At 50.7% G+C, this 25,264-nt stretch carries 23 protein-coding genes; 4 read left to right on the forward strand and 19 right to left on the reverse strand.

Annotated features, from left to right (window positions below; translation table 11 throughout):
- Positions 1–49: 49 nt before the first annotated feature.
- From BN3911_RS05870 to BN3911_RS05900, 7 genes are all read right to left on the reverse strand, one after another.
- Positions 50–931: a DUF3737 family protein gene (locus tag BN3911_RS05870; RefSeq protein ID WP_066862674.1), complete on the reverse strand. Its 882-nt coding sequence runs from the start codon at positions 929–931 to the stop codon at positions 50–52.
- Positions 932–1,057: 126 nt separating this feature from the next.
- Positions 1,058–1,444 (reverse strand): MerR family transcriptional regulator, encoded by a 387-nt coding sequence (locus BN3911_RS05875; RefSeq protein ID WP_066862676.1) that lies wholly within the window; start codon positions 1,442–1,444, stop codon positions 1,058–1,060.
- Positions 1,445–1,639: 195 nt separating this feature from the next.
- Positions 1,640–2,071: a DUF2871 domain-containing protein gene (locus BN3911_RS05880; protein WP_066862679.1), complete on the reverse strand. Its 432-nt coding sequence runs from the start codon at positions 2,069–2,071 to the stop codon at positions 1,640–1,642.
- Complete coding sequence (locus BN3911_RS05885) at positions 2,068–2,736, reverse strand: hypothetical protein (RefSeq protein ID WP_066862682.1); 669 nt, start codon at positions 2,734–2,736, stop codon at positions 2,068–2,070. The genes BN3911_RS05880 and BN3911_RS05885 overlap by 4 nt, the downstream gene beginning before the upstream one ends.
- A gap of 16 nt (positions 2,737–2,752) precedes the next feature.
- The gene (locus tag BN3911_RS05890; protein WP_066862685.1) at positions 2,753–3,310 is read right to left on the reverse strand and encodes a TetR/AcrR family transcriptional regulator; all 558 of its coding nucleotides are present in this window, start codon (positions 3,308–3,310) and stop codon (positions 2,753–2,755) included.
- 257 nt (positions 3,311–3,567) lie between these two features.
- The gene (locus BN3911_RS05895) at positions 3,568–4,245 is read right to left on the reverse strand and encodes a transaldolase family protein (protein ID WP_066862688.1); all 678 of its coding nucleotides are present in this window, start codon (positions 4,243–4,245) and stop codon (positions 3,568–3,570) included.
- A 35-nt stretch (positions 4,246–4,280) separates the two neighbouring features.
- Entirely contained in the window at positions 4,281–6,653 is a 2,373-nt protein-coding gene (locus BN3911_RS05900) for a glycyl radical protein (RefSeq protein WP_066864216.1), read from the reverse strand.
- 243 nt (positions 6,654–6,896) lie between these two features.
- On the opposite strand from BN3911_RS05900, the gene BN3911_RS05905 reads away from it, so the two are divergent.
- Both BN3911_RS05905 and BN3911_RS05910 read left to right on the forward strand, forming a co-directional pair.
- Positions 6,897–7,805 (forward strand): glycyl-radical enzyme activating protein, encoded by a 909-nt coding sequence (locus tag BN3911_RS05905; protein WP_066862691.1) that lies wholly within the window; start codon positions 6,897–6,899, stop codon positions 7,803–7,805.
- Positions 7,806–7,869: 64 nt separating this feature from the next.
- Positions 7,870–8,616: a DeoR/GlpR family DNA-binding transcription regulator gene (locus BN3911_RS05910; RefSeq protein WP_066862694.1), complete on the forward strand. Its 747-nt coding sequence runs from the start codon at positions 7,870–7,872 to the stop codon at positions 8,614–8,616.
- A gap of 362 nt (positions 8,617–8,978) precedes the next feature.
- Here BN3911_RS05910 and BN3911_RS05915 read toward each other — a convergent pair whose 3' ends face one another.
- The 12 genes from BN3911_RS05915 to BN3911_RS05970 all read right to left on the reverse strand — a co-directional run bounded on the left by BN3911_RS05915 (position 8,979) and on the right by BN3911_RS05970 (position 23,094).
- Complete coding sequence (locus tag BN3911_RS05915) at positions 8,979–9,677, reverse strand: DUF4405 domain-containing protein (RefSeq protein ID WP_066862697.1); 699 nt, start codon at positions 9,675–9,677, stop codon at positions 8,979–8,981.
- A 4-nt stretch (positions 9,678–9,681) separates the two neighbouring features.
- Positions 9,682–10,221, reverse strand: coding sequence for a flavodoxin family protein (locus BN3911_RS05920; RefSeq protein WP_066862700.1), 540 nt, complete (start codon positions 10,219–10,221; stop codon positions 9,682–9,684).
- 124 nt (positions 10,222–10,345) lie between these two features.
- Positions 10,346–10,828, reverse strand: a complete 483-nt coding sequence (locus BN3911_RS05925; protein WP_066862703.1) for a flavodoxin — start codon at positions 10,826–10,828, stop codon at positions 10,346–10,348.
- Entirely contained in the window at positions 10,821–11,168 is a 348-nt protein-coding gene (locus BN3911_RS05930; RefSeq protein ID WP_066862706.1) for a carboxymuconolactone decarboxylase family protein, read from the reverse strand. The genes BN3911_RS05925 and BN3911_RS05930 overlap by 8 nt, the downstream gene beginning before the upstream one ends.
- Before the next feature lie 190 nt (positions 11,169–11,358).
- A complete protein-coding gene (locus tag BN3911_RS05935; protein ID WP_066862709.1) occupies positions 11,359–12,051 on the reverse strand; it encodes a flavodoxin in 693 nt (230 codons plus the stop codon).
- Between the two features lie 13 nt (positions 12,052–12,064).
- Complete coding sequence (locus BN3911_RS05940) at positions 12,065–12,265, reverse strand: tautomerase family protein (protein WP_066862713.1); 201 nt, start codon at positions 12,263–12,265, stop codon at positions 12,065–12,067.
- 126 nt (positions 12,266–12,391) lie between these two features.
- A complete protein-coding gene (locus BN3911_RS05945) occupies positions 12,392–12,745 on the reverse strand; it encodes a MerR family transcriptional regulator (RefSeq protein ID WP_066862716.1) in 354 nt (117 codons plus the stop codon).
- Positions 12,746–12,844: 99 nt separating this feature from the next.
- On the reverse strand, positions 12,845–13,735 hold the full coding sequence (locus BN3911_RS05950; protein ID WP_066862718.1) for a LysR family transcriptional regulator: 891 nt from the start codon (positions 13,733–13,735) through the stop codon (positions 12,845–12,847).
- Between the two features lie 295 nt (positions 13,736–14,030).
- Entirely contained in the window at positions 14,031–16,661 is a 2,631-nt protein-coding gene (locus BN3911_RS05955) for a hybrid sensor histidine kinase/response regulator (protein WP_066862721.1), read from the reverse strand.
- 73 nt (positions 16,662–16,734) lie between these two features.
- Positions 16,735–21,012, reverse strand: coding sequence for a PAS domain-containing hybrid sensor histidine kinase/response regulator (locus BN3911_RS05960; RefSeq protein WP_074039117.1), 4,278 nt, complete (start codon positions 21,010–21,012; stop codon positions 16,735–16,737).
- The gene (locus BN3911_RS05965; RefSeq protein ID WP_066862724.1) at positions 21,009–21,380 is read right to left on the reverse strand and encodes an Hpt domain-containing protein; all 372 of its coding nucleotides are present in this window, start codon (positions 21,378–21,380) and stop codon (positions 21,009–21,011) included. Before BN3911_RS05965 ends, BN3911_RS05960 begins: the two co-directional genes overlap by 4 nt.
- A gap of 34 nt (positions 21,381–21,414) precedes the next feature.
- Positions 21,415–23,094 carry a two-component system response regulator gene (locus tag BN3911_RS05970; RefSeq protein ID WP_338086348.1) on the reverse strand — a complete coding sequence of 560 codons (1,680 nt, stop codon included), beginning with the start codon at positions 23,092–23,094 and terminating at the stop codon, positions 21,415–21,417.
- 258 nt (positions 23,095–23,352) lie between these two features.
- Between BN3911_RS05970 and BN3911_RS05975 the strand changes: the two genes are divergently transcribed.
- On the forward strand, positions 23,353–24,807 hold the full coding sequence (locus tag BN3911_RS05975) for a GntR family transcriptional regulator (protein WP_066862727.1): 1,455 nt from the start codon (positions 23,353–23,355) through the stop codon (positions 24,805–24,807).
- 62 nt (positions 24,808–24,869) lie between these two features.
- Complete coding sequence (locus BN3911_RS05980; RefSeq protein ID WP_066862730.1) at positions 24,870–25,238, forward strand: YkvA family protein; 369 nt, start codon at positions 24,870–24,872, stop codon at positions 25,236–25,238.
- Positions 25,239–25,264 lie beyond the last annotated feature (26 nt).

Here is a 25,264-nt window from a genome sequence, read left to right on the forward strand (position 1 = left end):
TTCCTTTCTGATTATGACTTTAAAGTCGTGGATAAGTACAAGCCCTGTCTCAGGTCAATACAGCTTGAGAACAAAGCTCCGTCTGCCTGCACAAAATTTGGCAATCCGCCCCCGGCCGAAGATTTTCGTCCAAAATCACCTCTCCTATGCGGTCTGCAACTATTCTGCCATGAACGGGGTTTTTCACGCTCAAGATCTCTCCTCTGACTGTGGCATCCACCTCGCTGTTCTCGAATGAAAGGTCTGTTCCCTCCATTTCACAGTCTTCCAGCACCAGTCCCCTGGCATAACACAGCGGCTGGGTGCCGATAATCCTGCAGCGAACCAGACGAAGGTTTTCCGAATACCATGCAAGGTACTCCCCTTTGACAACGCTGTCTACCACAGTTACATTCTTACTGTGCCAAAATGCATCTTTGGTGTCTAAATAAGAATTGCGAATTACCGCATCTTCCACATATTGAAAGGAATACTTCCCTTTCAGCTTCAAATCCTTAATTTCCAGATTCCGGCACTCAAAAAATGGATATTCAGACTCCAGCGTACAGGATTCCAACATGGTTTTGCGGCAAAACCATCCGAACTCCGGCGATTGTATTTTGCAGCGCACAAGACAGACATCTTCACACTCCCGCAGGGCTTTAATACCTCCCAGCACGGAATCTTCAATCCGGATATTGCTGTCATACCAGAGCGCTGCCCGACAAGTATCCGTCATGCGGCAATTGTGAAGCTCTGTACTGCGGACATGCCAAAACGGGTAACGCAGTTCAAAATCGCAGTCGCTCACCAGCAGCTCCGAGCATTCTTTCAGTGCAGATTCCCCATCTGCCGGACCGGCAAAAGTACAGTTTCGCACTTCCGCATGATGCAGCCCGTAAAGAGCCCGCTCTTCATCCAAGGTCAAATTCTCATAGGTGGCTTTCCCCAAACTATTTCTTCCTCTCTTTGAATCGCTGTTTTATTTAAGAATAACATCTAAAGCTAACTTTAAGTCAAGGCCTATTTGATTCTTTTTCAAAATAAAAGCCTTTCCGTTAGAAAAAAGCAGGACCGTTCACTCAATTTGCCTGCGCAGCTGATTCTCCTTTGCCATCAGGCCTTTTTCATATCGGTCAATCTTCTGATTCAGCCGGTCCAGTGATTTCTGCATATCCTCCATGCGCCTTATCAGCAGGCTGCGCTGTTCCCGCAGCAGTCCCTTCCGCGCTTCTATGGTGGAATCCCCCTGCCGGAACAGGGCTACATACTCAATTAATGCCTCAATCTGCACGCCGGCCGCCCGCATGCACTTCATCAACTCTATCCATTTGCAGGATTCCTCATCATACTCCCGGATTCCGCTTTTGCTGCGCGGAACCGGCGGAATCAGACCGATCTTTTCATAGTAGCGCAGCGTATCTGCTGTAATGTCATACTTTCTGCTGACCTCTGCAATTGTCATTGCATTATTTTCTCCCCTTCCACAGGCCGCGTCATTGACAGCAGCGCCAATATGCCTAGCACTGCTTTCCTGTCAGTATATGCCCTGGAGTGGACTTCAAGTCAAGAGAATTCCTTCGGAAACCTCTTGAGCAATGTCCTGAAATGAAAAAACGTACGGGAGAATCCCCCCATACGTTTTCTTCCGCCTGACACTTTACTTTACTGTTTTTTGCTCTTCCGTCACCGCTTTTCTCAAAGCGACAAAAAGCAAAACAATTCCGGCTCCTGTCAAAATATGGCCCAATCCCGCCATATCGGAAATCGCCGCGTCCATCCCTCTGGCAGGAGAGAGTTCCAGCACCTGCACAACGCCCCGTACGAAAAGCATCACAGCAGTGAGAGATACGCCCACATGATAAAGAGGCCAGAACACTCGAAAGCTGCGTTGTTCCGTCAAGGGGAATTGACGGGCGAACAGGGCAACCAATAGAAACATGACCATTCCAAGCAGGAAAAGATGGGTATGTACCTTCCCCAACGCCGTGGTTTCTGTGAAATGAAAGCCTTTGGTAAATTCCCTATAAAAGACGCCTCCCGCCATTGCGGCGGCTGCATAGGCAAAAGCTGCATTGATATATTTTTTCATGCCGTTCTCCCTCTCCTCATATCCAAGTATCCGATCAGAACAGTCCATACGTAGGCACAGGTCTTGGGGATCATCAACATCCCCACCAAGGGCCAGGTATCGGCCCAAAGCACTACAGGAATGTAAAAAGCAAAACTCAGCAGTATGGTCAGCCATAGATGCCGGTAGGATCTGTCTCCGGCATTCTTTGCACTTTTGTAAAACAACACAATCATCAGGATCCCCAGAGCCGCAAAGGGAATGTTCCTGACGATTCCCCAAACAAGCGGAGGTTCCGGACTGGTCCAGGCATTTTGCGGCAGCAGGCACAATGCTGCTCTCAAAGCTGCCAGCCCCAACACTGTCCCGGTCAGACCCTTTTTTCCGGTAACCTGGTACCGAATACGCCACACAAAATAGAGCAGCACATAGAACACCGTCATTGTGATGGATGTGATGAGTTTTCCAATTCCCAGCGCCTCAGTAAAATTTTCCAGTCCGGAGGTACAAAGCGCATAAGCCCGGGGAACCAGATGAAAGGCGTCACCCGCTCCCAAAATCACCGCCATACAACCAAATAGGAAATAAAGTTTGTTTTCCCGGCCATTCTTCACCATGAGAACTCCCAGAGTGATCACCGTGATCAGATATGCTGCATCGAACAAGGTTTCCATGATTGCCTGCATAAAAGCAGCCCCTTTCTCAGTAAATTACACGACGTATGACTTCTGTCAGCACAGAACAGGAACCGCTCTGTGTCATCAGAAGCGAGATCAGACTCTCAAAGATGAACTCCACGAAATCCTCTCTGGGAAAAGCTTCAGAAAATGCTTTGGGAGTTACCCTGGAATCTTCGCACAGAACAGAGAGCATGCCTGCTTTCACCTGGGCAAAACTTCGAGCCATTACATCCCGCGCTTCTTCCTTTTCCGTTTCAGAAAAAGCCAGGGAATGCAGGGTAAAAAAGTGGGGATACAGCGCCATCCCTTCCTGCACAGTCTCAAACAGCCGGCCTACATATTCTGGAAAAGAGCCGGAAGCCGGAGTTTTATTTCCCATATGGAAGAGAAGCCGCCAGATTTCCTGCACCGCCGATGAGATCAGCGCTTCTTTTGATGGGAAATAGTGGTAAACCGCCCCAATGGAAATTCCACATTTTTGAGCGACTGCACGGATATTTAAAGTTTTCAGCCCCTGTTCCATCACGAGAGAACAGCAAGCTTTCAAAATCGCCTCCCGTGATGTGACTATAGTATTCACAGCAATTCACCTCCATACCGAACAATGTTCAATATAATCCATTCTCTCCCGCTTGTCAAGAGAAATAGAACCATTCCAAGTGTCAACGCTTCTCAATGCCTCACGCTTGTTTCCTTTTTTTCAAGAGCAGGCAAAAAAAAGAAAACCTTCCGACTTTATCCAGTCAGAAGGTTTTTCCATTTTTCTTTGCACTCCCCGAAGGAGGATTGGGCTTCATCGGATTGATACGGAGGGATAAAGTTGACGCCAATCCCTTTTCAGCAATTGCTCATGGTCTTTCCTATTCCTACCAGTTTCTCAAAATCTGCGGTAAAAGCGTCGACTGCTCCGGTGATTGCCGCATTATTTGCCAGGGCTTCTATCACCGCCGGAGCTGCCGTAGCTGCACCGATACCGAACTCGCACAGTTCCAGGATTTGCTGAGAATTTTTGAAGCTTGCCGCCAGCACCTCCGTCTTCAGCCCATTGTTCCGAAAGACCGTATGAATTCTTTGGGCGATCTCCACGCCGTTATAACCCATATTGTCGATCCGGTTGATGTAGGGCGCGGCATAATCCGCTCCGCATTTTCCTGCCAGAAATGCCTGCATCGGCGTATAAACCGCAGTAGCCGTCACGCGAATCCCCTCTGAACACAGCTGTTTCATCGCCTTGAATCCTTCCGGAATGGCCGGTATCTTCACAAAGGTTCCGCGGCCCAACCGCTCCACAATCCGATAGGCATCCTCCGCCATACCGGCTGCGTCCCGGGCCACCACCTGTACATGAAGCTCAGCTTCGCTTCCAAGATACGTGCGGATTTCTTCCAGCACCTGGTAAGGGGGCCGGCCTGTTTTCGCCAGAATAGAGGGGTTTGTAGTCACACCGTCCACTGGATAGTATTCATAAATGCTCTTGATTTGATTGAGATCAGCATCGTCTATGATCAGCTTCATACCAGATTTCCCTTTCTTTCAGTCGATAATCCCTATCACAGGGTCTGCTCCGTACGCGCAATGATATCATCCTGGGTTTTTCTTGACAGGACATTAAAAAACGCGCTGTATCCCGCCACCCTGACGATCAAATCCCGGTGCTTCTCCGGATGCTGTTGAGCGTCCAGCAGCGTTTCCCGGCTGACCACATTGAATTGAACATGATATCCATGCAGACGGTTGAAAAAGGTTCTCAGCAGCAGGATCAGCTTCCTGCGGTTTTCTTCCTTTTCAAGCAGCTGCGGCGTCACCTTCTGATTCAGCAGCACTCCCCCAGTGATTTCTTTGGTTGGCAGCTTTGAAACGCTTTTAAATACTGCGGTAGGCCCGCACCGGTCCGCGGCATGGCTCGGCGAACATCCCTCCGCCAGAGCCTCCCCCGCTTTTCTGCCGTCAGGCGTGGCCAGCGTTCCCGCCCCCTGGGGGACGTTGGCGGAGATGGAGGATGTGCCCGCATAGTAAACGCCGCCAATGGGTCCCCGGCCGTAGCGGGTGTTATGATATTTTTTCATTTCATCGATGTAGACCTGATAAGCATCTACAACCAGCCGGTCCACATAGTCGTCATCATTTCCATACTTGGGCGCCGCCTGCAGCAAAGCCCGGATCCTCTCATTTTGCTCCCCTTCAAAATTTGCGGCGAGCGCTGTCCACAGCTCAGCAGGAGTCACTGCGCGGTCTTCGAACACGACCTTTTTCAGCGCGGCAAGACTGTCGGCCAGATTGGCGATTCCCACCTGCAGATCGCTGATAAAGTCGTAGACAGCCCCCCCTTCCTTCATGTTCAGGCCGCGCTCCAGACAGTCGTCTGTCAGTGCGGAACACAGGATATCCGCCGTGTCCTGTTCCAACACCATATCGCAGGTAGCATCGATAATGACGCACTGACGGCACATTTCGCGTATTACCTTTTCCCAGCAGGCAAGCACCTGGTCAAACCCGGTGAAATCCCTGAAATGCCCCACACCCTCACAGAGTTTAATACCTGAGTTGGGATCAACGCCGTCGTTCATGGCAATAAGCAGCGACTTTGGAAAATTCAGAAAGCTCATTCCGGTACAACGGTAGCCCCATTTTCCGGGAACTGCCGTTTCCACACAGCCGATTGCACTGTAATTGTAGGCGTCTTCCCGTTTCACACCCTTTTCAAGAAAGCTGGGGATGATAATCTCATCGTTATTAAATGCAGGCATCCCAAAGCCGCAGCGCACCACCTCGATGCATTCTCCCAAAAAACTGTCGGAAAGACCACTGTGATACCGTACCGTCAAATTCGGCTGGGTCAAATGGCACTGGGCGACACTTCGCAGAATCAGCCGGGACATGCCGTTTGTGGCATCCCTCCCCTCTGCTGTCTGCCCTGCCACCGTAACATTTTGATAGAGAGGAGAGCCGGCGGAAAACTGCGTGTGGCTCCAGGAACGTATTTTGTTGATCGTGTAGGTTTTCAGCCACAGGTTGCACAAAAGCTCACAGGCACCCGCTTCAGTCACAACGCCGGATTTCAGGTCTGCCTCGTAGTAGGGATTCAGATACTGATCCATCCGCCCGTAAGACAGGCTGTGACCGTTGGATTCAATCTGCAGCACGAGATGAACCAGCCACAGGCCCTGCACCGCTTCTCGAAAGCTGCCCGCGGGCTCGTAGGGCACCTTCTGCAGGATTCGAGCCATCTCACTGAGTTCTTTCCTCCTGGCAGTTGCTTCTTCCCTTTCAGCCAGCTGTGCCGCCAGGGAAGCATACCGCCCTGCAAAAGCTCTCACCGCCTCCACAACGATCAAGACAGCCCGGTAAAAGTAACTTTTGTGGATATTACGGTAATCCGTCAGGTCCAGGCTGTTCAGCTTTTCCTGAGCGCGGCGGGCATATTCCTTCAGGCCAAACCGCAGCAGACCTTGATAATCCACGGCACAGTGGGCGTCTCCGGAAGTGATGTTCCCCTCTGATTTGATGATTCCCAGATCATAAAACAGCTTGGAATGAGGCGGGAAAGCGGCAAGGCCCCGGTCCAGCAGCGTGTTGTGCTCCCAAAATGGAGCAATCTCACGAAGTTTGCCCTTATTTTCCTCCGAGATGTGGAACACATCGCCGTCGCGGTGTGCAAAGCTGTCCAACTCCTCTATCACCCAACTCATGGCATATTCCGGAAAAATCGGCGCGCTGCGGTTGGAGGAAGCCTGATTGCCTGCAAGCAATGTCTGGGGCTCAATGAAGATCGACATTTGTTCCAGCACACTTTTCAGCATCAGGGCACGCTTCAGCGCCAAAGGCTGGTCCTGATTCTCTCGATAGACCTTCGTCACAATTACCGCCCGCTCGATACATATCTGAGGCTGTACGTTCAACAGTTCCTCACGGAAGCTTTGCATTCTCGGGGTCAGACCCCCAAAATAATTCCCCACAGGCTCTCCTCCTATTTTTATTTCGTTCGAAACATAAAACTGCTTTATTACGAATTAATTTTATGCTTTTCTTGGATTAAAGTCAATACAATAACGAACAAAATAAAATCAATTTACGTTTGAAACTATTTTCATTTACTTTTTTTAACCATCGTGCTATACTGCAGATAGAAATTCTCTTTTCCAAAAAACAGAAAGGAACGGGTTCCCATGACGAACGGTTCAGAGACAGGAATGATATTTAATCTTCAAAAATTCAGCCTCCACGACGGACCCGGAATCCGCACCGTCGTTTTTTTAAAGGGATGCCCTCTGCGCTGCAAGTGGTGCTCCAACCCCGAAAGCCAATTTGCCGGAAGTCAATTGCTTTGGGACAGCGCCCGCTGTCTTCGGTGCGGTGGCTGCGCAGCACTGTGCTCAGAGCAAGCCATCTCTTTTACCGGCTCCGCCGTACGTATCTCCGTTGACCGGTGCAGGGCCTGCGGGGTCTGTGCCCGCAGCTGTCCGGGACAGGCATTGAAATTGGAAGGCGAGCGGAGAACAGCAGACTCCATCGTAGAGGAATGCCTGCAGGATTTAGATTTTTACGAAGAAAGCAGCGGAGGCGTCACCCTGTCCGGCGGGGAGCCCTTGCTGCAGCCCGAATTTTCTGCAGCCTTGCTGAAAGCGCTGAAATCCAAAGGGATACATACTGCCATGGAAACAACAGGCTGTGTGCCGCCGCAAATTTTTCAAAGTGTGTCTCCTTACCTGGATCTGCTGTTGTTCGACATCAAGCATTGGGACGGAGACCGGCACAGAGAAGGAACCGGCCGCTCCAACCGCCTGCCGCTGGAAAACATGCAGTCTGCCATTCGTGCTGGCAAAAAAGTTCTTCCCCGTCTGCCCGTGATTCCCGGCTATAATGATTCCTTGAAAGACGCAGCCGGATTCTCAAGCCGTTTGAAGGAGGCCGGCGCACAGGAGGTTCAGCTCCTGCCCTTCCATCAGTTCGGGGAACGGAAATACGAGATGCTTGGACAAGCCTATTCCTATGCGGATACCGCCGCTCTGCAGGAGGAAGATCTGCAGGAATTTCGGCAGGCCTTTCTGAATGAGGGTATTCATGCTTTCTTTTAGCTGATGACAGGAGTCTCAATCCGGATGAAACTTCTGAAATAGAGAGGAGCGTATAGGGATTTCAATGAAAAATAGAGCCAACCAAATTTTAGAGCTGCTGACCGAAGCAAAAAAAATCGAAGTATCTTCCTTAGCGGAAAAGCTGGGGGTATCTCAGGTTACGGTACGAAAGGATTTGGATGCGTTGGAGCGCCAGGGAGTCGTTCTGAGGGAACACGGATTCGCCCTTCTTCGCAACACCAATGATATCAGCGGCCGGCTTGCCTATCACTATGAAGCCAAGCTGAAAATTGCCCGCCGTGCCGCTGAACTGATTGCGGACGGCGACACCCTGATGATCGAAAACGGCAGTTGCTGCGCTCTGTTGGCGGTCGAATTAGCCGCTCAAAAAAAAGAACTGACCATTATCACAAACAGCGCATTCATTGCCAACTACATTCGCGGAAAAGCAGACCTTCAAGTCGTCCTGCTGGGCGGTATCTACCAGCAGGATTCCCAGGTTTTAGTGGGGCCAATGATCCGCCAGGGAGCTGAAAACTTCTGTGTTGACACCTTCTTTATCGGCACAGACGGCTATTCTCCCCGCACCGGTTTTACCAATTGCGACCAGCTGCGGGCTCAAGCCGTCCGGGATATGGCTCTGCAGGCCGAGAGAGTAATTGTTCTGACAGAAAGCGAAAAGTTTTCACGACACGGCATCGTGCCTTTGAATTTAAAAAGTGGAATCCATACAGTTGTTACGGACAGGTATGTGCCAGACTCCGTTGCTGCCTCCCTGGAAGCAGAAGGAACCGTCGTCATCACAGTATAGCTTTCCGATGGACCCGATTCAGCAGAATTCGTATTGCTCTGAACGCAAGCCCAATTTTAACAGCCAAACATGAAATCAGGTTTTCATCCAGGCTGCTGTTCTCAACCTATAGTAAAAAAGCAAGGCATGAATTCCAAATTCAAGCCTTGCTTTCTGTTTTACAAAGAGTTCTGTCATTGCTCTTGGACAGAAACACACCACGCATACTGGTCTTAGTTTTGGATTCTTTCAAATTCTGGAAACTGCACCTGCTGGTCCCGAACCGTCAGGAAACTGAAGAGGGAGACCTGTCGGCCTCCGAGTTTTGAGGGTCAGACTGCTTGGCGGTCTGATTGCCGCAGGCAGTACAGTGATTTCCTCTCTCATTTCGCTTTCCTCCTCGCTTTAGGGGCGCTCAATTTCTTGAGCGCCTTGGTAAGATAGTGGGCGATAAAGACAAAAAGGCCCATCATGGCAAGGTAATCCAGATAAAACAGAAGCTTTGGTTCATCATAATCCAGGAACACAAATTCATTCTGCAGCAGCATGTAAGACGGAAGCTCGCGGAGCAGGAATACCGCCAATCCATAGGCGGCAATCACCAACCCAGCAAGAAAAAGCACAATGGCCCTACCTTTCGATGGCTTTACCAGCCCAAACCGTTTTTTTGCCATTCCCATCAACATGCTCCAGTGCAGCCCAAGATGAAGGCTCATCAAGGCAAACCCCCAATAAGCACCGAGAATATGCAGCCGCCTCGCCAGCATCATGCCGCCCTCAATTCTGAGGAAAGAGAACACATGGCGGCTCATCACAATACCGCTGTACATTTGCAGGAGCATGGTGATCAAAACAAGGGTGTCAATGCCGAGCATCAGGGCACGCATGGGCGTGTATTTGCCGTGCAGCAGATTTTTGTGCCAGCTTCCATTCAGGAGATGGTGAATGAGAAAGAGCACGAACATGCCCGCGCCCACCCATTCATGCGGCGCCTCCCCCCAGAATTGATAACCCATCAGAAAGAGCAGCGCCAAGGTCATGAGGACATCGAGGACGATTTTTAGAATCACTTTTGGCCTCATTGCTTTACCCGCTGATTTTCTTTCCCAACTCATAGGCCAGGCGGAGAAACTCTGTTGATTTTGTCATAGGCACCGTGCCGCAGCCAGTCCCCAAAATCATCCCTTGATTTTTAAAGTGCATATAGCGGCAAAGCGTCTCATAATAGGCGCTCACTGCGCTCATCGTCCAGTCGTTTGCATCCCACGCAGTCACAATAAGCGCTGTTTTTAGTTTTTTGGCAGACAGCTTCCCGGTGAAGCTGTAAAAGCGGTCAATCACTGCCTTCAACTGCGCGGATACGCCGAAATAGTAGAGCGGCGTGACAAACACCGCCATATCCGCTTGCAGCAGCAGCCCGCGCACTGTCTCCATATCATCCTTCTGACAGCAAGGGCCGGACATATCGCAGACCTCACAACCGAGACAAGGACGGATTATGGCATGGCCTGCATCAAATACCGTTACGGTATGCCCGGTTTCCTCCGCGCCGCGGATAAAGCTGTCCGCCAGCAGATTTGAGGAGCCGTGTTTATGAGGGCTGCTTTCTATCACTAAAATGTTCATTCGTTTCTCCTTATCTGAATACTGGACTCTCAGACCAATGATTTAGAATAGCAATAGTGTCTCGTCGTGGCCTCACGAGTTCTGTCATGGTTATGATAAATGCAACATTTTTGTTCTTCGCCTTTCAAAGCAAAAGACCGTTTAACCACTGCTGCAGTACCTCATTGGTAAGGACTCCGTTCAGCATTTTTCCAGGGGCAAATTTAACGGCGCAGGAGGCGCGAAGCCCATTTGCTGTTTCGCCAAGTCCGCTGCCGCCGGAGGTGGCAAAGGGGATAACCGTTTTGCCGGAAAAATCATAGCTCTCTAAAAAGGTGTTGATGATGGTGGGCGCCACATACCACCAAATGGGGAACCCCACAAAAACGGTGTCGTACTGCTCCATGTTTTCCACCTTGCCCGAAATGGCGGGGCGGGAAGTGGGGTCGTTCATTTCCAGGCTGCTGCGGCTTTTCTTGTTGCTCCAGTTGAGATCCGCTTGGGTGTACGGCTGCTCCGGCTTGATCTCATACAAATCGGCCTGTGCCGCCTCCGCCAATTTTTGCGCGGCCCTTGCCGTCACGCCGGTGCAGGAAAAGTACGCCACTAATATTTTTTTATCACTCATTGTGCTCCCCTCCGTCTACTTCTTCGCCATATACTTCTTTTGCCATTTTGAAGGCAGCCCAGGCGTTGGGCCAACCCGCATAGAAGGCCGCGTGCGTTAAAATCTCCGCCATTTCTTCGGCGGTGACACCGTGCTTTTTCGCGTTGCCGATGTGATATTGCAGAGAACTGTCTAAAATCCCCTTCGCCATCAGCGCAGTCACGGTCACAATGGAGCGGTCACGGGCTGATAGCTGCTTCTCTCTTGCCCATACCCCGCCAAACAGCACATCGTCGTTCAGCTCCGCAAATTTCGGAGCAAAGGTTCCAAGGGCATCACGCCCTGCGGTTTGTCTTTCCATATGTCTATTCAACCTTTCTATTCTATTTTTTGCAGGAGATTTATTTCATTGAATACAAAATCTAATTCATGGATGCTATTTATAACTGAATCATGCTAAAGTGTTTCCTTCCTCTTAGCTGCACGCCGTGAAAGAGAGAAGCATCAGCAGAGAGAAGAAGTGCCGCGCTTTTTTTCCTCACGACCTCTCCTTATTCGGCAAACCCGATGTCGGCAAGCCAATCCGCCACGGCGCCGCCGGGGGTTTGGGATGCGCTGCTGGAAAGAGAAAGGCCGTCGGTAATCGTTGCTCCCGGCTCCGCGCTCGCGATTGCGCTGAGAGCGTCCGAAAATCCGCTGCCGCCGCTGGAAACAAAAGGTGCGATGGTTTTTCCGGAGAGGTCATAGTCATCCAGGAAGCTGTAAAGGATCATGGGCATATCGCCCCACCAGTTGGGGAACCCGAGATAAATCACATCGTAGCTGTCAAAGTTTTCGATGCTGCCCACAATCTCCGGGCGGGCGTCGGCGCGCTGCTCTGCCTGCGCTTCATCGAGTACGGTATTGTAATCGGTGGAATAAGCCGTCGCCGGTTCCAGTTGAAAGGTATCCGCGCCGGTCTGAGATGCGATTTCACCCGCAATGGTTTCAGTGTTGCCGGACCAGGAGAAATAAATCACCAGCGCGTTTGCTCCAGGCTCTGGTTCCGGCATGCTTTCCGGTGTAGTGTCCGGCGTGCCCTCCGAGGTGCTGAATGCTGTAGAAAATTCCTCCGAAGGCTGCGACGACTGCTCTCTTGTCTGCGACCCGGTGGATTTTTCGCTGGATGTGGAATTCATACTGCCGCAAGCTGCCAGTGTGACGAGCAGCGCGCAGCTCAGAATCATTGCAAAAAACTTTTTCATAAGTAACTCCTTCCTATTTCACTAACATGGTTTCCTTGGGGATACGCTCCATAGACTGTTCCCATTCTTCTATGGGAATGTCCTGAATGGAAACCGACACAAATTTTTCTTCCAGCTTCAGCTCCGTACAGATGAACCGCTGCACCTTCATCGCCAAAGCTTTTTTTGTCTCATCGTCCCGGCCTGGGAACATGGTAATCGCAATGTGCGGCATATGTTTTTCCTCCCTGTCAATCGGTTTCTTGGAACGCTTTGCCAAGGCTCATACAATACCAGGTCATGTGGAGAAATGCCGGCATGAGGTAAAGCGCGTCGATCCTTTCTTAATCTTTTTTTATCGCTATGACTTTTCTTTCTTTTTCATCTTGAACCGAAGATAGTCCAGGCGGCCCAGCTGCCTTTCCCGAAAATGGATCTCGTCCAGCGTATTGCTGCGCTTGCCGCTCAGCATCCGCAGCCTCTCTTGTTCGGAAGAGTCTCCCTCCAGCATTAACCTCATATAGGTTTCAATATCATTGTTGCTGAAACCTATGTCGTGCAGCGTCATGATCATGCTGAGGCGCTCAATGTCCCTGTCGTCATATTGCCATGCGCCCATGACCTTTTTGACTTCACCGCAGAGTCCCCAGCTTTCATATTCGTCCAGTAGCTCTACAGGAATGTTGTAAAACTCACTCGCTTCCGTCTTTGTCATTTTGTGTTTTGCTCCTCTCCAAGCGGAATAAAAAAACTAAAGGCGCTCCCTCCCGGGTACGCCTTTAGTATAAAACCCATCTATTGATATGTCTAATACTTATATTGTATTTATAGAAATGTCTCTAACGCATTTCTGCGAATATTCAAGAAACGCGGCTGTGGTTGGGGACGTCATTTGATCCTTCTTCCATACCAAAACGGATCCGCTCTCCACAGGTGGGGAAAACGGAAGAAAGCAGGTATCGTCATAGCTACAATCCAGCTTGATGCAGACGGCTGCGCCGATTTTGTTGCGCACCATAATTGCCGCGTTGTAAAGCAGGTTATAACGGCACACGATATGCAGATCATCAAAATTGACTCCAAACCAGTTGGCGATGAACCCCTGAACCAAATCACGGTCGGAGATCATCAGGGGAACATGTAACAGGTCGGACGGGCTGACAGATTGTTTCCCGGCAAATTCAGAGTCCTTGTGAACCAGCACACCCCAAATTTCCTTCTGTGGCACATGTAGGAAAGCATATTTTGTCATATCTACAGGCTCGGGCACAAGCCCCATATCCAGAAGTCCATTTTCGATACGTTCCTTGATACTGTCCGCATTGCCGCTGAAAATACTCATTTGAACAAGGGGGTGCGTTGCTTGGAAACGGGCCAAAAGTTTTGCAAGGAAGTCGACGCTTTGCAGCTCGCCGCAGCCAATCGAGATTTCGCCCGTCAGCTCTGCCTCCTTCTGCATCAAATCCCGCTTCGTTTTTTCCGCCAGACTAATCAGCTCCTGTGCCCGCCGTCTTAAAAGCATCCCTTCCTCAGTAAGGGTGATGCTATGGTTGCTCCGCTGAAACAGTTTGACACCCAATTCCTCCTCCAACTGCATGAGCTGGCGGGATAAAGTAGGCTGGGTCACATGTAATAGCTGGGCCGCTTTTGTAATGTTTTCCTCCCGAGCTACCATCAAAAAATAATTCAACACTCGCAATTCCATAGGCTCACCCCTTCATCCATAGTATAACACAACGATTACATGTCTTCCCCATATCTCACATCTAAAAATGCAGAATATCTATATCTGCCACCAGATGAACAGAAGAAAAAAGACTCAGAGTGCTTCTTCTCCAATAGACCAGGTAGACGAAAATCCTCAGCCCTTGCAGCGCCTTCGATTCGATAAAACTTTGTCACGCCGACAACGGAGGAATTCTCCTTTGTCAACAGACTGTGCAAAGTGAGTTTGGTTTCGGAACTGTCTGATTTTATATATTTAAGAGGGACTGAGCCACCTACTTATTCTCTCTGTGGATGCAGTCCGAAAGGGTTTTGCAGAGCTGATCGATATCCAGTGGCTTGCTGACATGAGCGTTCATGCCGGAGGCCAGCGCCAGAGAGATATCATCGCTGAACGCGTTGGCCGTCGTCGCAATGATAGGGATCGTGAGAGCCAGCGGATGGTTGGACGCACGGATACGTCTGGTGGCTTCATGACCGTCCATGACCGGCATCTGTACATCCATCAGGATGGCATCATAATCGCCGGGCTTCGAAGCGAGGAAAGAATCCAGCGCCTGCTGGCCGTCCTCCACACATTCGACTGCAGCCCCGCTCATACGCAGCAGTGTCGCCGCGATCTCCGAGTTAAGTGCGTTGTCTTCCGCCATCAGCAGGCGGAGACCCTCCAGCGGCTTGCTGACGGGCTTTTCCTCTCCCGCGCCAATCGGCTGCCCTTTGTGCTCCAACGCCGCCTTAATGGTGGCATAGACAGAGGAACGGTAGAGAGGTTTGGGAAGGAAGCCGTTGACGCCCGCGGCCCGAGCCTCTTCCTCTACTTCAGAGATATCATAAGCGGAAATCATCACGATGGGAACATCGTTTCCCACCTCCCGGCGGATGCGGCGGGTCACTTCCACTCCGTCCATATCCGGCATTTTCCAGTCGATCAGGCACAGGTCGATATCCCGGCCCTCGCGGTGCGTCTCCTTCACCCGTTCCACACCCTCAGCGCCGGACAGGCGCCACTCCGCCTCGATCTTGATCTTTTCCAGAAGAACGGCGGTCTGCTCACAAACCTGCTGTTCATCATCAATAATCAACGCCCGCAAGCCTTGCTGTGCAAAATCAAGTTCTGGCACGCTGTTTTCTTTCCCTTTCTGGAACGGCAGATCTACAATAAAGGTGCTTCCCACGCCGGGCTCGCTCTCCACCTGGATCTGCCCTCCCATCAAGGCAATCAGATTTTTCGTGATCGACATTCCTAGCCCTGTGCCGCCAAAGCGTTTTGAGATGGAGGCGTCGGCCTGCTCAAACGGCTGGAAGATGCGTTCCTCAGCTTCTTTGGTCATGCCAATACCAGTATCTGCTAGAACAAAGCGCAGGACATCGGTGGTGTTCCCGATCTTGTGGCGGGAAACATCCAGACGAATACTTCCGCCCGGGGCAGTGAACTTCACTGCATTGGAGCTGAGGTTCAATAGGATTTGATTGAGCCGCAGAGAATCACCAATAAAAATGGTATCCTGCCCAAAGCCCTCCATGGTTTCCGTGAATTCGATCCCTTTTCCCTTTGCCTGGGCGTAAACAGTGGATACATACCCGTTGACGATCTCAAAAATATCAAAGGGCTCATTTTGCAGCACCATTTTACTGCTCTCTATCTTGGACATATCCAGTACATCGTTGATGAGCATCAGCAGGTGCTTAGAGGAGAAGGTGATCTTCGCCAGGCAGTCCTCCAATCGGCCAGGATCCCTGACTGAGGCCGCCGCGATCGTGGTCATACCGATAATGGCATTGAGCGGGGTACGAATCTCATGGCTCATGCGGGAGAGGAAGTCGCTCTTGGCCATATTGGCGCGCTCTGCAGTCAGCATGGCGTCTTGAAGGATTTGACGGGACCGGACCTCATCGGTGCGGTCGGAAAACACGGTAATGAGCTGCGGAGTGTTGGTATCCTCCACCCGATAAACCCTAATCAGCATCCAACACTTCTCTTTATTGGGCTTGGTATATTCCACAAGCTTTTCAAACGGGGAAGAAAATTGTGGATCACTGACCCCTTCCCGGAATTCCTGTGCGTCCTTCTCGCTCAGACATTGGTAGAGGCTATCCAGATCAGCCATCTGATTTCCCAAGATCCGCTCCACATTGAGCCCGCGGTAGCCAATAGCCCCGGTGTTGGCGTCCCAGATGATGAATGCGTCGTCGATGCTCAGTGAGAGGTTGTCAAACAGCTTACTGCGATACACCAGCTCTTTCCGCTGACGGTGAAGAACATACTGGGAAACCAGCAGTACTGCCACCATCAGTCCCATCAGCATAACGGAAACAATGAGGTTGGATTGCCGCACTGCATTCGCAGTTTCTCCATAGCCCACCTTTTTCTTCTGGGCGATAGAAATAATTTGTTCCGTCTGGCCAAGCGCTCTGTCATAGAGCGGCTGCAGATGCTCCTTGGCGTAAGCCTCAATATCCTCCCCCGTGGTGTCAGGCCGGGCGCAATACTCCAGATACGCTTCCCGTTCCGTCTGCAGCAGGGCCAGCGTGTCTTTCAGTCCCTGCACATCCGCCGCATCACCCAAATACAACTCCTCAATCCGGGCCACCGGCGTCTCTAACTGACGATCCAGTTCCTCCAAATTATTCCTGGCATACTCCACATCATCAAGGCTGAAGTAACGCTCCAGCCGTCCGGTGCGCAGGCTCATTTCAGAGACATAAAGCTTCACATCCCCGGCGGAGATCACTACCTCGAAGGGATGATCCGAGATAATCTCTGTCTGATCCGCCAACTTAGCGGAGTTACTGATCGTCATAATCAAATAACAAATCATCAGCAGGACAAGGACCACTGTACTGACGAAGCTTATCCACTGGCTCCGCCTTAGAGAATTCTCGGTGTTTTTTACAGTTTTTCGCATCTAATTTAACTCCTCGCTTTTCGGCCGCACATGGACTTTTTCCGGATATCTGCCGTCCGACAAATTTTATTTTTCACGGATGTAAAACCTTGCCGAGTGTCGCCTGCAGCACAGCCACATCAATGGGCTTTGCCACATGGGCGTTCATACCCGCAGCAATGGCGGTCTGAATATCCTCTGCAAAAGCATTGGCTGTCAGGGCAATGATCGGGACCGCTTTCGCATCTGGCCGCTTCAGGGCACGGATAGCACGGGCGGCCTCATATCCGTTCATATTCGGCATCTGAATATCCATCAGGATGGCATCGTAGGTTTCCAGCGGCGCCTTCTCAAACGCCAGCACAGCCTGTACGCCGTCCGGGCTCACATCCATCTGAGCGCCAAGATCCTGTAAAATTTCGCACAGGATCTCCGCGTTGAGCGCGTTGTCCTCCGCCACTAAGAAGCGGCGGCCGGGAAACATATGCGGATTCACTTCAAAGGTAAGGCTGGAGGCGTTTCTCTGAGAAGCCACTTCTTCTGCTACAGTCTCAAATTCCAGCTCCACCCGGAAGGTAGACCCTTTTCCCAGCTGGCTTTCCACCGTGATCTCTCCCTGCATCAGCTCCACCAATCCATGGACGATGCTCAGCCCCAAGCCGGTCCCCTCGATCTGCGCCGTACCTTCATCTCGGGTAAAAGGCTCAAAGATAACCTTGAGAAACTTTTCTGATATTCCAACCCCGGTGTCGCTGACTGTGAAACGGTAACGGACCCAGCCATCGCCTCGGGCAGGCGAAAGCTCCTCTGTCAGAAGAGTCACATATCCGCCCGCTGGGGTAAACTTGATCGCATTGCTCAACAGGTTGATCAAGATTTGATTGATCCGCAGGGAATCCCCATAAAAAGCAGGGTGGGAAACAGTCCCTGTTTGGACGGTAAATGTAATGCCGGCCTCTTTCACCTGGGCCGCCATCATCTCAGACAGATGCCCCGTCAATTCAGAGACCGACAGCTGTACCGGATTCAAGGAAACCTGTTCCCGTTCGATGCGGCTCATATCGAGTACATCATTGATGAGGCTGAGCAAATGCTTTGAGGAGATCGAAATTTTCTGAAGGCAGTCCTCCATCCAGACCCGGTCATCCAAATGGGCCGGAGCCAGCGCCGACATCCCCATGATGGCGTTCATCGGGGTGCGGATATCGTGGCTCATCGTGGACAGGAAATCGCTCTTAGCCCGGCTTGCCTCCTCAGCAGAGGCGAGCGCCTTCTCCAGCGAGAGTTTTGCTTGCCGCTCCGCAGCCAATGTTTCGGTCACATCCGCCCGTACCAAGCAAATCGTCTCATGGCTTTGGTCCCCCCAGAGTACATTGATCTGCTTATACCGCAAGCCTTCCTCCTGGAAGGGGAGGATAAATTCATAGCCGAAAGGGCTTTCACCGAGCCTTTGGAGCATAGTCTCCAAGCCGAATTGCTGGTAAGCATCCTCCCGACTTTCTGCTATGCAGGCTTTCGCAAAGTTCTCCTGCATTGTCTTGTAATCTTCACAGCTAAAGGGAGGCAGGTTTTCCAGTACCATTCGCCTGGTATACAAGATAAAGCCATTGTCTCTGACATTGATGATCCCGGTTAGTTCAAAGGTATAGGCCAGGACATTTAAAAGGTTTTGCTGTTCCCGAACTGAATTCGTAATATCGGTGCATACCAGAGAGACCCGACCCAGGCGCAGGTCAATGGCCGATACCGTCATGTTTTTTGTCCGGATACCGCCGTTTTCATCTTCTATGGAGTAAGCAAAAGTATACGTGTCGTTTTCCATCAGATTTTGCTCAATTTTTTCCAATGCCAAGGATTTTAGGAAAAGTTCCCGATCCCTAGGCACCACCACTGATCCCGCCATGAACGCTACCCGCTCGCTGTGGCTCCCTTTGGGTGCTGGGATCCGGCTGACATGTTTGTTACTCGTCAAAAGGGTGTAGAAATCCTTCCTGAGATCCAAATCCGCCACATAGTCGTGGCCGGTGACAGACAACCTGCGGTAGATCTGCTCGGAAACGACCTGGTCTGTCACGTCCATCACTGACAAAATTCCGGTGATATCTCCGGTATCCGGCGTCTCCACCATGTTCATCTGAAATTTCGCATAACAGCCTTTGGGCTCCCGGGGCAGCCGGACAAAACAGGTCTGGATCTGCTCCCGTTCTCCCCGTGTGAACGCCTCAAGCGACGGTGCATTCAGATAAGTATCCAGAAAAGCCTGCCTTTCTTCTTCCTCCACGATCAGCCCGGCAACCCCAGCAAAAAACGCTTCTCTGACCCGGCCAAAGGTATTCAAAAGGTCGGAGCCGGTAAAGTCCTGGATATCCAGGATCCGGTTCTGCGTAATATTACAGTGGCCCAGGACCAGGGTATCCGGCCCCGGCATGCGGTAGTGCTGCAGGATCAGCTCTTCGTACTGCCGGCTCATCTGCTCTTTTTCGGCCATCAACTGATCAATGTCTGTATACATACAGTAGAGCCGCTGGATCCCATCCGAACCTATTAGAAGGGAAATATGAGTTCTCACCCACATGTAGCTCCCGTCGCTTCGTCTGAAGCGGATTGAAAGTTCGCAGTGTTCTTCTCCGCTGCTGCGAAGCTCTTCCAGCTCTTTGCGAATGGACTCCACGTCCTCCGGATGGACGCCTGCAAAGGAATCCTCCCGGTACAGCTCCTCTGTTTCCTTGACCGTCATACCGACCAGTGCGGCAAAACCCTCTGAGATATATTCCGGCGTGATGCCGCCGTCCGGCATATAGCGCAGCACCGATATACCGCCCGGCAGATTTTTTACCAGCGTCTGAAAATACATTTCCAGACGCTCCTTCTCCCGGCGGGCTTGCGCCTCTTCAGTCACATCCCGCAGATAAATGATGTATGCTGGGATGCCGTTCCAGACACTTTCCTTGGCACGGGCCGTGTACACAAATCCCGTCTTTTCCACTGCGATTTCGTGTTCCTGCCCATCTGGCCCATAGATATTCAGCGGACAAAATATGCAGGGAGAATCTAACCCATGAATGACTGCATAGCAGGTTTCACCCACACACATTTCACCATGCACATTAAGCTGTTTTGATTCGTTGACATACAGCAGCTCATGGCTGTTTTTATCAATGACATAGATCCCGTCCGCATGCTCATTCGTCAGCAGATCCCGATCCGAGATTATATTGGTCAGAACTGCATAAAACCGGGGTGAGCCAGATAGAGGCCCCAGCCGCCGGCCATTGAGATGGATCCAGACCAAATTGCCGTTTTTGTGGCGCGTTCGATAGGAGATATCCAGGACCTCGCCGCTCTCCACAGCAGCTAGCGCCGCTGCCCGTACCCGTGGCCGATCCTGCTCATAGACATATTCCAGTGCATCGCTGGGCAGTGACTTCTCATACTCCTCCCGAGTATATCCTGAGAGTTCCGCCGTGCCATCGGTGAAGAAAGCGGGGATAAACCGCCCATCCTCCACCCGGTAGCTGACAATGCCCCCTGGAATGGAATTGATCAAATGATCCATCTCCCGCTGGGTTTCTTCCAAAGCAGAAATATTATGAAAGACACACAAAAGCAGAGGGAACCCATCTTCCTCCCCGATCTGCCGCGCCTGAATATGGACCCATACTACATGCCCGTCCCGATGCTGTTTTCGAAACTTGAAATCTGCTATTGAATGGTTCCGGATCGCTTCCTGAAGCTTTTCCACTACCATAGGACTGTCCTCCGGGTAGGTCAACTTGGCCGCGTCTCCTTTGATGAGCTCGTGATACTCCTCCACGGTATAGCCGGACAGCTCCGGCACACGGTCTGAAAAATACACCGTCTCAAAGATATCCGAAACCTTATAGATTGCAACACCTCCGGGGATGGCGTTGATGATGTCCTCCATCTTCTCGTTGGCGATAGTCAGTTCTTTTTTCAGCTCTTCCTGTTCGCTGACATCCCTGTAGACCCCATAGAAAAGCTTCCAGCCATCCTCGTCGATTTGAAGCGTTCCATCCAGGCGGATCCAGTGATATTCCTGCCTTTTGTCATTCCACAGACGGTAGGTATCCTCCATCGCCCCGCCACTTTGGAGTAGACATTCAATTTTTTGCTTTAAATTTTCCAGATCTTCCGGGTGGATATTGAGATACTGCGTCTCATGATCGAGACGCTGGAGATTTTCCTCAGAAAACCCCATGATGTCATAAAAGGCGCGGTTTCGAAAAAGGGGAAAAAGGCGTTCTCCCTCGATCCGGTAAATGCAAAGACCGCAGGAGATGCTGTCAAATGACTTTGCTATCTCCTGTTCTGATTTTTTTTGCTGTCCCGGAGAATGTTTCTCTTCCGTCATGATTCCCCACCTTTCTTCAACTGCTTACGAAACAGTTCTGCCCTGTAAAACTCTGCCTGGATTGCCTTACAGAGCACCGGATAGTCCTTGCGTGGCTCTTCCGTCCGCAGCCGTTCCACGATCACACAGACCGCCTCATAGAAGGGTGTCAGTCCCATATTCCCAGCTACTCCTTTAAGCGTATGAGCAGCTGCGAAAGCATCTTTTAGGTCTCCGGCATCCAGCGCATTCTCCAGCTGCTGAAAACTTTCATCCTGAAAAAACATATCTAAAAAGCGCAGATACATGCCCTCATTTCCAAAAAAGCGCCCCATAGCAGTCGAGTTATCCCCACCGTAGGCATTGAATATCGTTTGAAACCCGCTCATTTATGCCCCTCTTTCCCAATACCATAGGAATCCGTCACCGCCCGCCCATACCTGATTTTTTCAGATGAAGCTCAAACTCTTTGACCGGCATCGGTTTGGCAAAATAGTACCCCTGCACACATTCGCAGCCGATCTCCTGCAGGCGTTCCAACTGCTCCGCCGTTTCAACGCCCTCCGCCACCACGCCCAGTTTCATCAAGTGCGTGAGGTTGACAATGAAGCGCATAATCTCCTGATTGACCTGTGTCACCGGCTCGCTCTGGACGAATCTCATATCCAGCTTCAAAATATCCACCGGCATTTCATGGAGCATATGTAAAGAGGAGTAGCCACTGCCAAAATCGTCCATTTCTATCATGAACCCCAACTCCCGCAGCCGGTTTACCGTATTGATGATTTGCCGCGGGTTCTCTGTATAGGCGCTCTCGGTGATCTCCAGATGGAGGCAGGCAGGCGGTAGATGATATTTGTGAATCAGCTTCATCAAGATATCCGGCAGATCTACATTATAGATGTCTGCCCGGGAGACATTCACCGAAATGGGCACAGGGCACAGCCCCTGTTCCTCCCAATCCCGCAGTACAGCGCAGGCTTTGTCCCAAACATACTCATCCAGCCGGGTGATGAATCCATTTTGTTCAAACAACGGGATGAATACCGCGGGGGATTGCCGGCCCCATTTCGGATGATTCCAGCGGACCAATGCCTCAGCGCCGACCATCTGGCTGTCTTTGATCCTGTATTTGGGCTGCAGGTAGATTTCAAACTGTTCTCCCTGTAAAGCCTGTTCCATGCTGTCGACGATCTCTTGCTCCTGTAAAAGCCTGCTCCGGAGCGCCTCATCATAATAGGCAAAATATTTATTGTACTGTCCCTTGATATTGCGGGCAGCCAACAGAGCGCGGTCGCACATCTGCTCTACCGGAATATTCCGGTCCTCTATCCGGTAGATCCCCCATTTCATCACAATACTCTGTGTCTGGGAAATGGAGTTGATCCACGCGCCGGCTTTCTGAAACATGCTTTCCTCATATTCCCAACGGTGCTCGATCATACAGGCGAACTGGTCTGCATGAAAGTGGCTGCAAATTCCTCTTCCGCGGGTGTTTTCGGTATAGCACTGCGCGATTGCCTTCAAGACCCGGTCACCTGCGGGAATGCCAAACACATCATTTATCAATTTGAAATTGACGATATCCGAGCAAATAATATCGTATTCTTTCTCAGGATTCTGGCGCAGCTGTTCTTCCACCTGCCGGCAAAAAAAACCTTTGCTAGAAAGTCCAGTCAACCGATCAAATTGAAATTCATTGACCAAAGCGGCAGTTTCCCGCAGGTGGATGATGCTCGCCACCCGGTGCAGGATGATCTGAGGCTTATATGGCTTGGCTACAAAATCAGCGGCTCCACAGGACAAGGCTGCCACCTCTTCTGACTCTCCATCATTCTGTGTGGTGACAATGACCGGAATGGAGTCAAATTTTGGATCCTCCTTTATCGCCGCCAGAAATTCATACCCATCCATTACGGGCATAACGATATCCAGCAGGATCAGGGAAAAATCTCCCGCATACTGCCGCAGGCGTTCCAAGGCTTCACGGCCGTTTTCCGCCTCCACAACGTCGTACTCCGGTTTCAGGATCTCACACAAAAGACTGCGATTGAGATCATTGTCTTCTACCACCAGGATTTTTCTTTTTGCCATCACTGCCATGACATCCACCTCTTTGTTCTGGCCGACTGATTGGAAAGCCTTCCGCATTCGGCGGCTTTTGAATCTATCGGTCCTAAGGCCAAAAGCAAGTCGAAAGCGCGCTAAGTGTCCATATGCATATATATTCAAGTATATCAAACCAGGGCGAAAATAGCAACCATTTGACGGGCGGTTGAAAAAATTGTAGAAACGAGGATTTAAAAATGATATACTAAATTTATCATATGTTGTATTGCACCTTTAAATGGAGGAACCGATTTGGGAAACAGTACGGAATTGCGTCAGGTCGTCTACAGCGTCCTGCTGACTCAAATACAATTCGGCGTCTATCGTTACGGGGAAAAGCTGCCCAACATAGAGGAGACCAGTGAACGGTTTCATGTGTCAATCGATACGGCTCGTGCGGCTTATCTGGCACTGAAAGAAAAGGGTTATATCACCCTGTCTAAAAATGTAGGCGCCACAGTAAAAGTAGAATACAGCGCTCTGGAAACGGAAGAGTTTATCCAGGCCTTTTTTGCTGCGCGCAAGCATGCAGTGCTGGACCTTGGAAACGCCCTGTCACCTCTGTTTGGCAATGCCCAGTGGATCGGGCTGAAACACGCTTCTGCCCAGACCATGCGGGCGATGGAACAGCTCCTTCATGAAAAGAACATATCGGCGGCTCCTTACGCCATGTTGGAACACCTCAACCAAAAATACAGTTCCTTCGGAAACACTCTGCTCATGCGCCTTGTCTGGCAGATCTTCATGTTTTTACAGGATCCTCTTTTCAGCGTTGGGGAAAACCTGCAGTATTTCGATGGGGCTTCCGATTATCTGCCAGAGGTCTTATCGCTTTGCCAAAATAGGGATTGGGCCAGGCTGCGCGCCGTGATGGATCGTTCCCTTGGGCGGCTGACCCTGGCTCTTACTCGGTTTTACGAAGCCAGGATCACCACACCTTCACTAGGAAAGGAAGTTTCCTTTACCTGGAGCTCCTATAAGAAGAGCCAGCAGCTTTGCTATTCCCTGGCAATGGAACTGCTCATCGCCATCAGCCGGGGGGTCTACCCTGTCGGAAGCCTGCTCCCCTCGCAAAAGGAACTTGCAAAGCAGAAAGGTGTTTCCCTGAGCACGGTTCGCAGGGCGCTTGAGCTTCTCAGCAGTGTTGGGGCGATCAAGTCCGCTCAGTATGTGGGCACACAGGTTCTGCCGTTTGACAAAGCCACCGAAAACAGCGATTTTACCAAGCCCGTTCTCCAGCGCCGGCTTTTGGACATGGTGGAAGGGCTGCAGATATTCGTCTTATCCTGCAGGGAGGTATCCCTATTGACGTTTTCTTCCCTTGACGCAGACTTAGCCGATAAGTTGTGCGAAAAACTCAAAAAGCAAAAACAATTCCGGCGCGGTGAGAACCTATCTTATTTTGTGCTGGATCTGATCGCAAAACACGCTCCCTACCAGGCGATACAGATCGTGTACTCTGAACTGCTGCGGCAGAACTTTTGGGGCTATGCACTCCGTGGTATGAAAGGAAGTCAGGAGGCTATCAACGCTGTTTATGATCCTTATTTCGACGCGCTGATCGATGCTTTGGAAAAAGCAGACTTCCCCCGGTTCTCTGCCAAGCTGGAAGAGCTTATGCGCTATGAATTATGCAGTAATTTGGATCTTTTATTCCAACTTGGAATCCCGGGAGCCGAAGGCATTCTGATTCCTGATGAAATATAGATCGAGCAGTAATAGCCTTGAGGAAAACTCAAAAATGTCAACTTTGAGAGGAGTACAGAAATTTGGATCTTAAAAGCAAGGCGCAAAAAGTGAAGACCGACCTGCCGGCTATTTTTTTGTCGCTGAAAGACCATGAAACCCCATTCATTGCAAAATTCTTTGCAGCGGTAACCGTTGTCTATGCACTTTCGCCTATCGACTTGATACCTGATTTCATTCCTCTGTTGGGATATTTGGATGACCTTGTTTTGCTGCCTGTTTTTGCCGCTATAACAATACATTTTATCCCAAAAACCATCTGGGAAAAGAACCTTGCACTTGCTGCTGACTTATGGAAAGGCGGTAAGCCTAAAAAATGGTTTTATGCAGTCCCTATTATTCTGTTCTGGGTTATTATCGTTTGGTTCATTGTTAAGGCAATTTTGTTTTAGCGGGCCGATTTATTTCCGTCTTATTG

The sequence above is a fragment of the Neglectibacter timonensis genome, assembly GCF_900048895.1.
In the GTDB taxonomy this organism is placed as follows: domain Bacteria; phylum Bacillota; class Clostridia; order Oscillospirales; family Acutalibacteraceae; genus Acutalibacter; species Acutalibacter timonensis.

Bases quoted from the DNA above. Each gene is read 5' to 3' on its own strand.
- BN3911_RS05955 (WP_066862721.1), bottom strand. From the start codon at position 16,661: ATGCGAAAAACTGTAAAAAACACCGAGAATTCTCTAAGGCGGAGCCAG.
- BN3911_RS05940 (WP_066862713.1), bottom strand. From the start codon at position 12,265: ATGCCGCACATTGCGATTACCATGTTCCCAGGCCGGGACGATGAGACA.
- BN3911_RS05905 (WP_066862691.1), top strand. From the start codon at position 6,897: ATGACGAACGGTTCAGAGACAGGAATGATATTTAATCTTCAAAAATTC.
- BN3911_RS05885 (WP_066862682.1), bottom strand. From the start codon at position 2,736: ATGCAGGCAATCATGGAAACCTTGTTCGATGCAGCATATCTGATCACG.
- BN3911_RS05915 (WP_066862697.1), bottom strand. From the start codon at position 9,677: ATGAGGCCAAAAGTGATTCTAAAAATCGTCCTCGATGTCCTCATGACC.
- BN3911_RS05875 (WP_066862676.1), bottom strand. From the start codon at position 1,444: ATGACAATTGCAGAGGTCAGCAGAAAGTATGACATTACAGCAGATACG.
- BN3911_RS05925 (WP_066862703.1), bottom strand. From the start codon at position 10,828: ATGAGTGATAAAAAAATATTAGTGGCGTACTTTTCCTGCACCGGCGTG.
- BN3911_RS05895 (WP_066862688.1), bottom strand. From the start codon at position 4,245: ATGAAGCTGATCATAGACGATGCTGATCTCAATCAAATCAAGAGCATT.
- BN3911_RS05880 (WP_066862679.1), bottom strand. From the start codon at position 2,071: ATGAAAAAATATATCAATGCAGCTTTTGCCTATGCAGCCGCCGCAATG.
- BN3911_RS05950 (WP_066862718.1), bottom strand. From the start codon at position 13,735: ATGGAATTGCGAGTGTTGAATTATTTTTTGATGGTAGCTCGGGAGGAA.
- BN3911_RS05910 (WP_066862694.1), top strand. From the start codon at position 7,870: ATGAAAAATAGAGCCAACCAAATTTTAGAGCTGCTGACCGAAGCAAAA.
- BN3911_RS05970 (WP_338086348.1), bottom strand. From the start codon at position 23,094: ATGGCAGTGATGGCAAAAAGAAAAATCCTGGTGGTAGAAGACAATGAT.
- BN3911_RS05930 (WP_066862706.1), bottom strand. From the start codon at position 11,168: ATGGAAAGACAAACCGCAGGGCGTGATGCCCTTGGAACCTTTGCTCCG.
- BN3911_RS05960 (WP_074039117.1), bottom strand. From the start codon at position 21,012: ATGACGGAAGAGAAACATTCTCCGGGACAGCAAAAAAAATCAGAACAG.
- BN3911_RS05900 (WP_066864216.1), bottom strand. From the start codon at position 6,653: ATGCAAAGCTTCCGTGAGGAACTGTTGAACGTACAGCCTCAGATATGT.
- BN3911_RS05945 (WP_066862716.1), bottom strand. From the start codon at position 12,745: ATGACAAAGACGGAAGCGAGTGAGTTTTACAACATTCCTGTAGAGCTA.
- BN3911_RS05965 (WP_066862724.1), bottom strand. From the start codon at position 21,380: ATGAGCGGGTTTCAAACGATATTCAATGCCTACGGTGGGGATAACTCG.
- BN3911_RS05920 (WP_066862700.1), bottom strand. From the start codon at position 10,221: ATGAACATTTTAGTGATAGAAAGCAGCCCTCATAAACACGGCTCCTCA.
- BN3911_RS05935 (WP_066862709.1), bottom strand. From the start codon at position 12,051: ATGAAAAAGTTTTTTGCAATGATTCTGAGCTGCGCGCTGCTCGTCACA.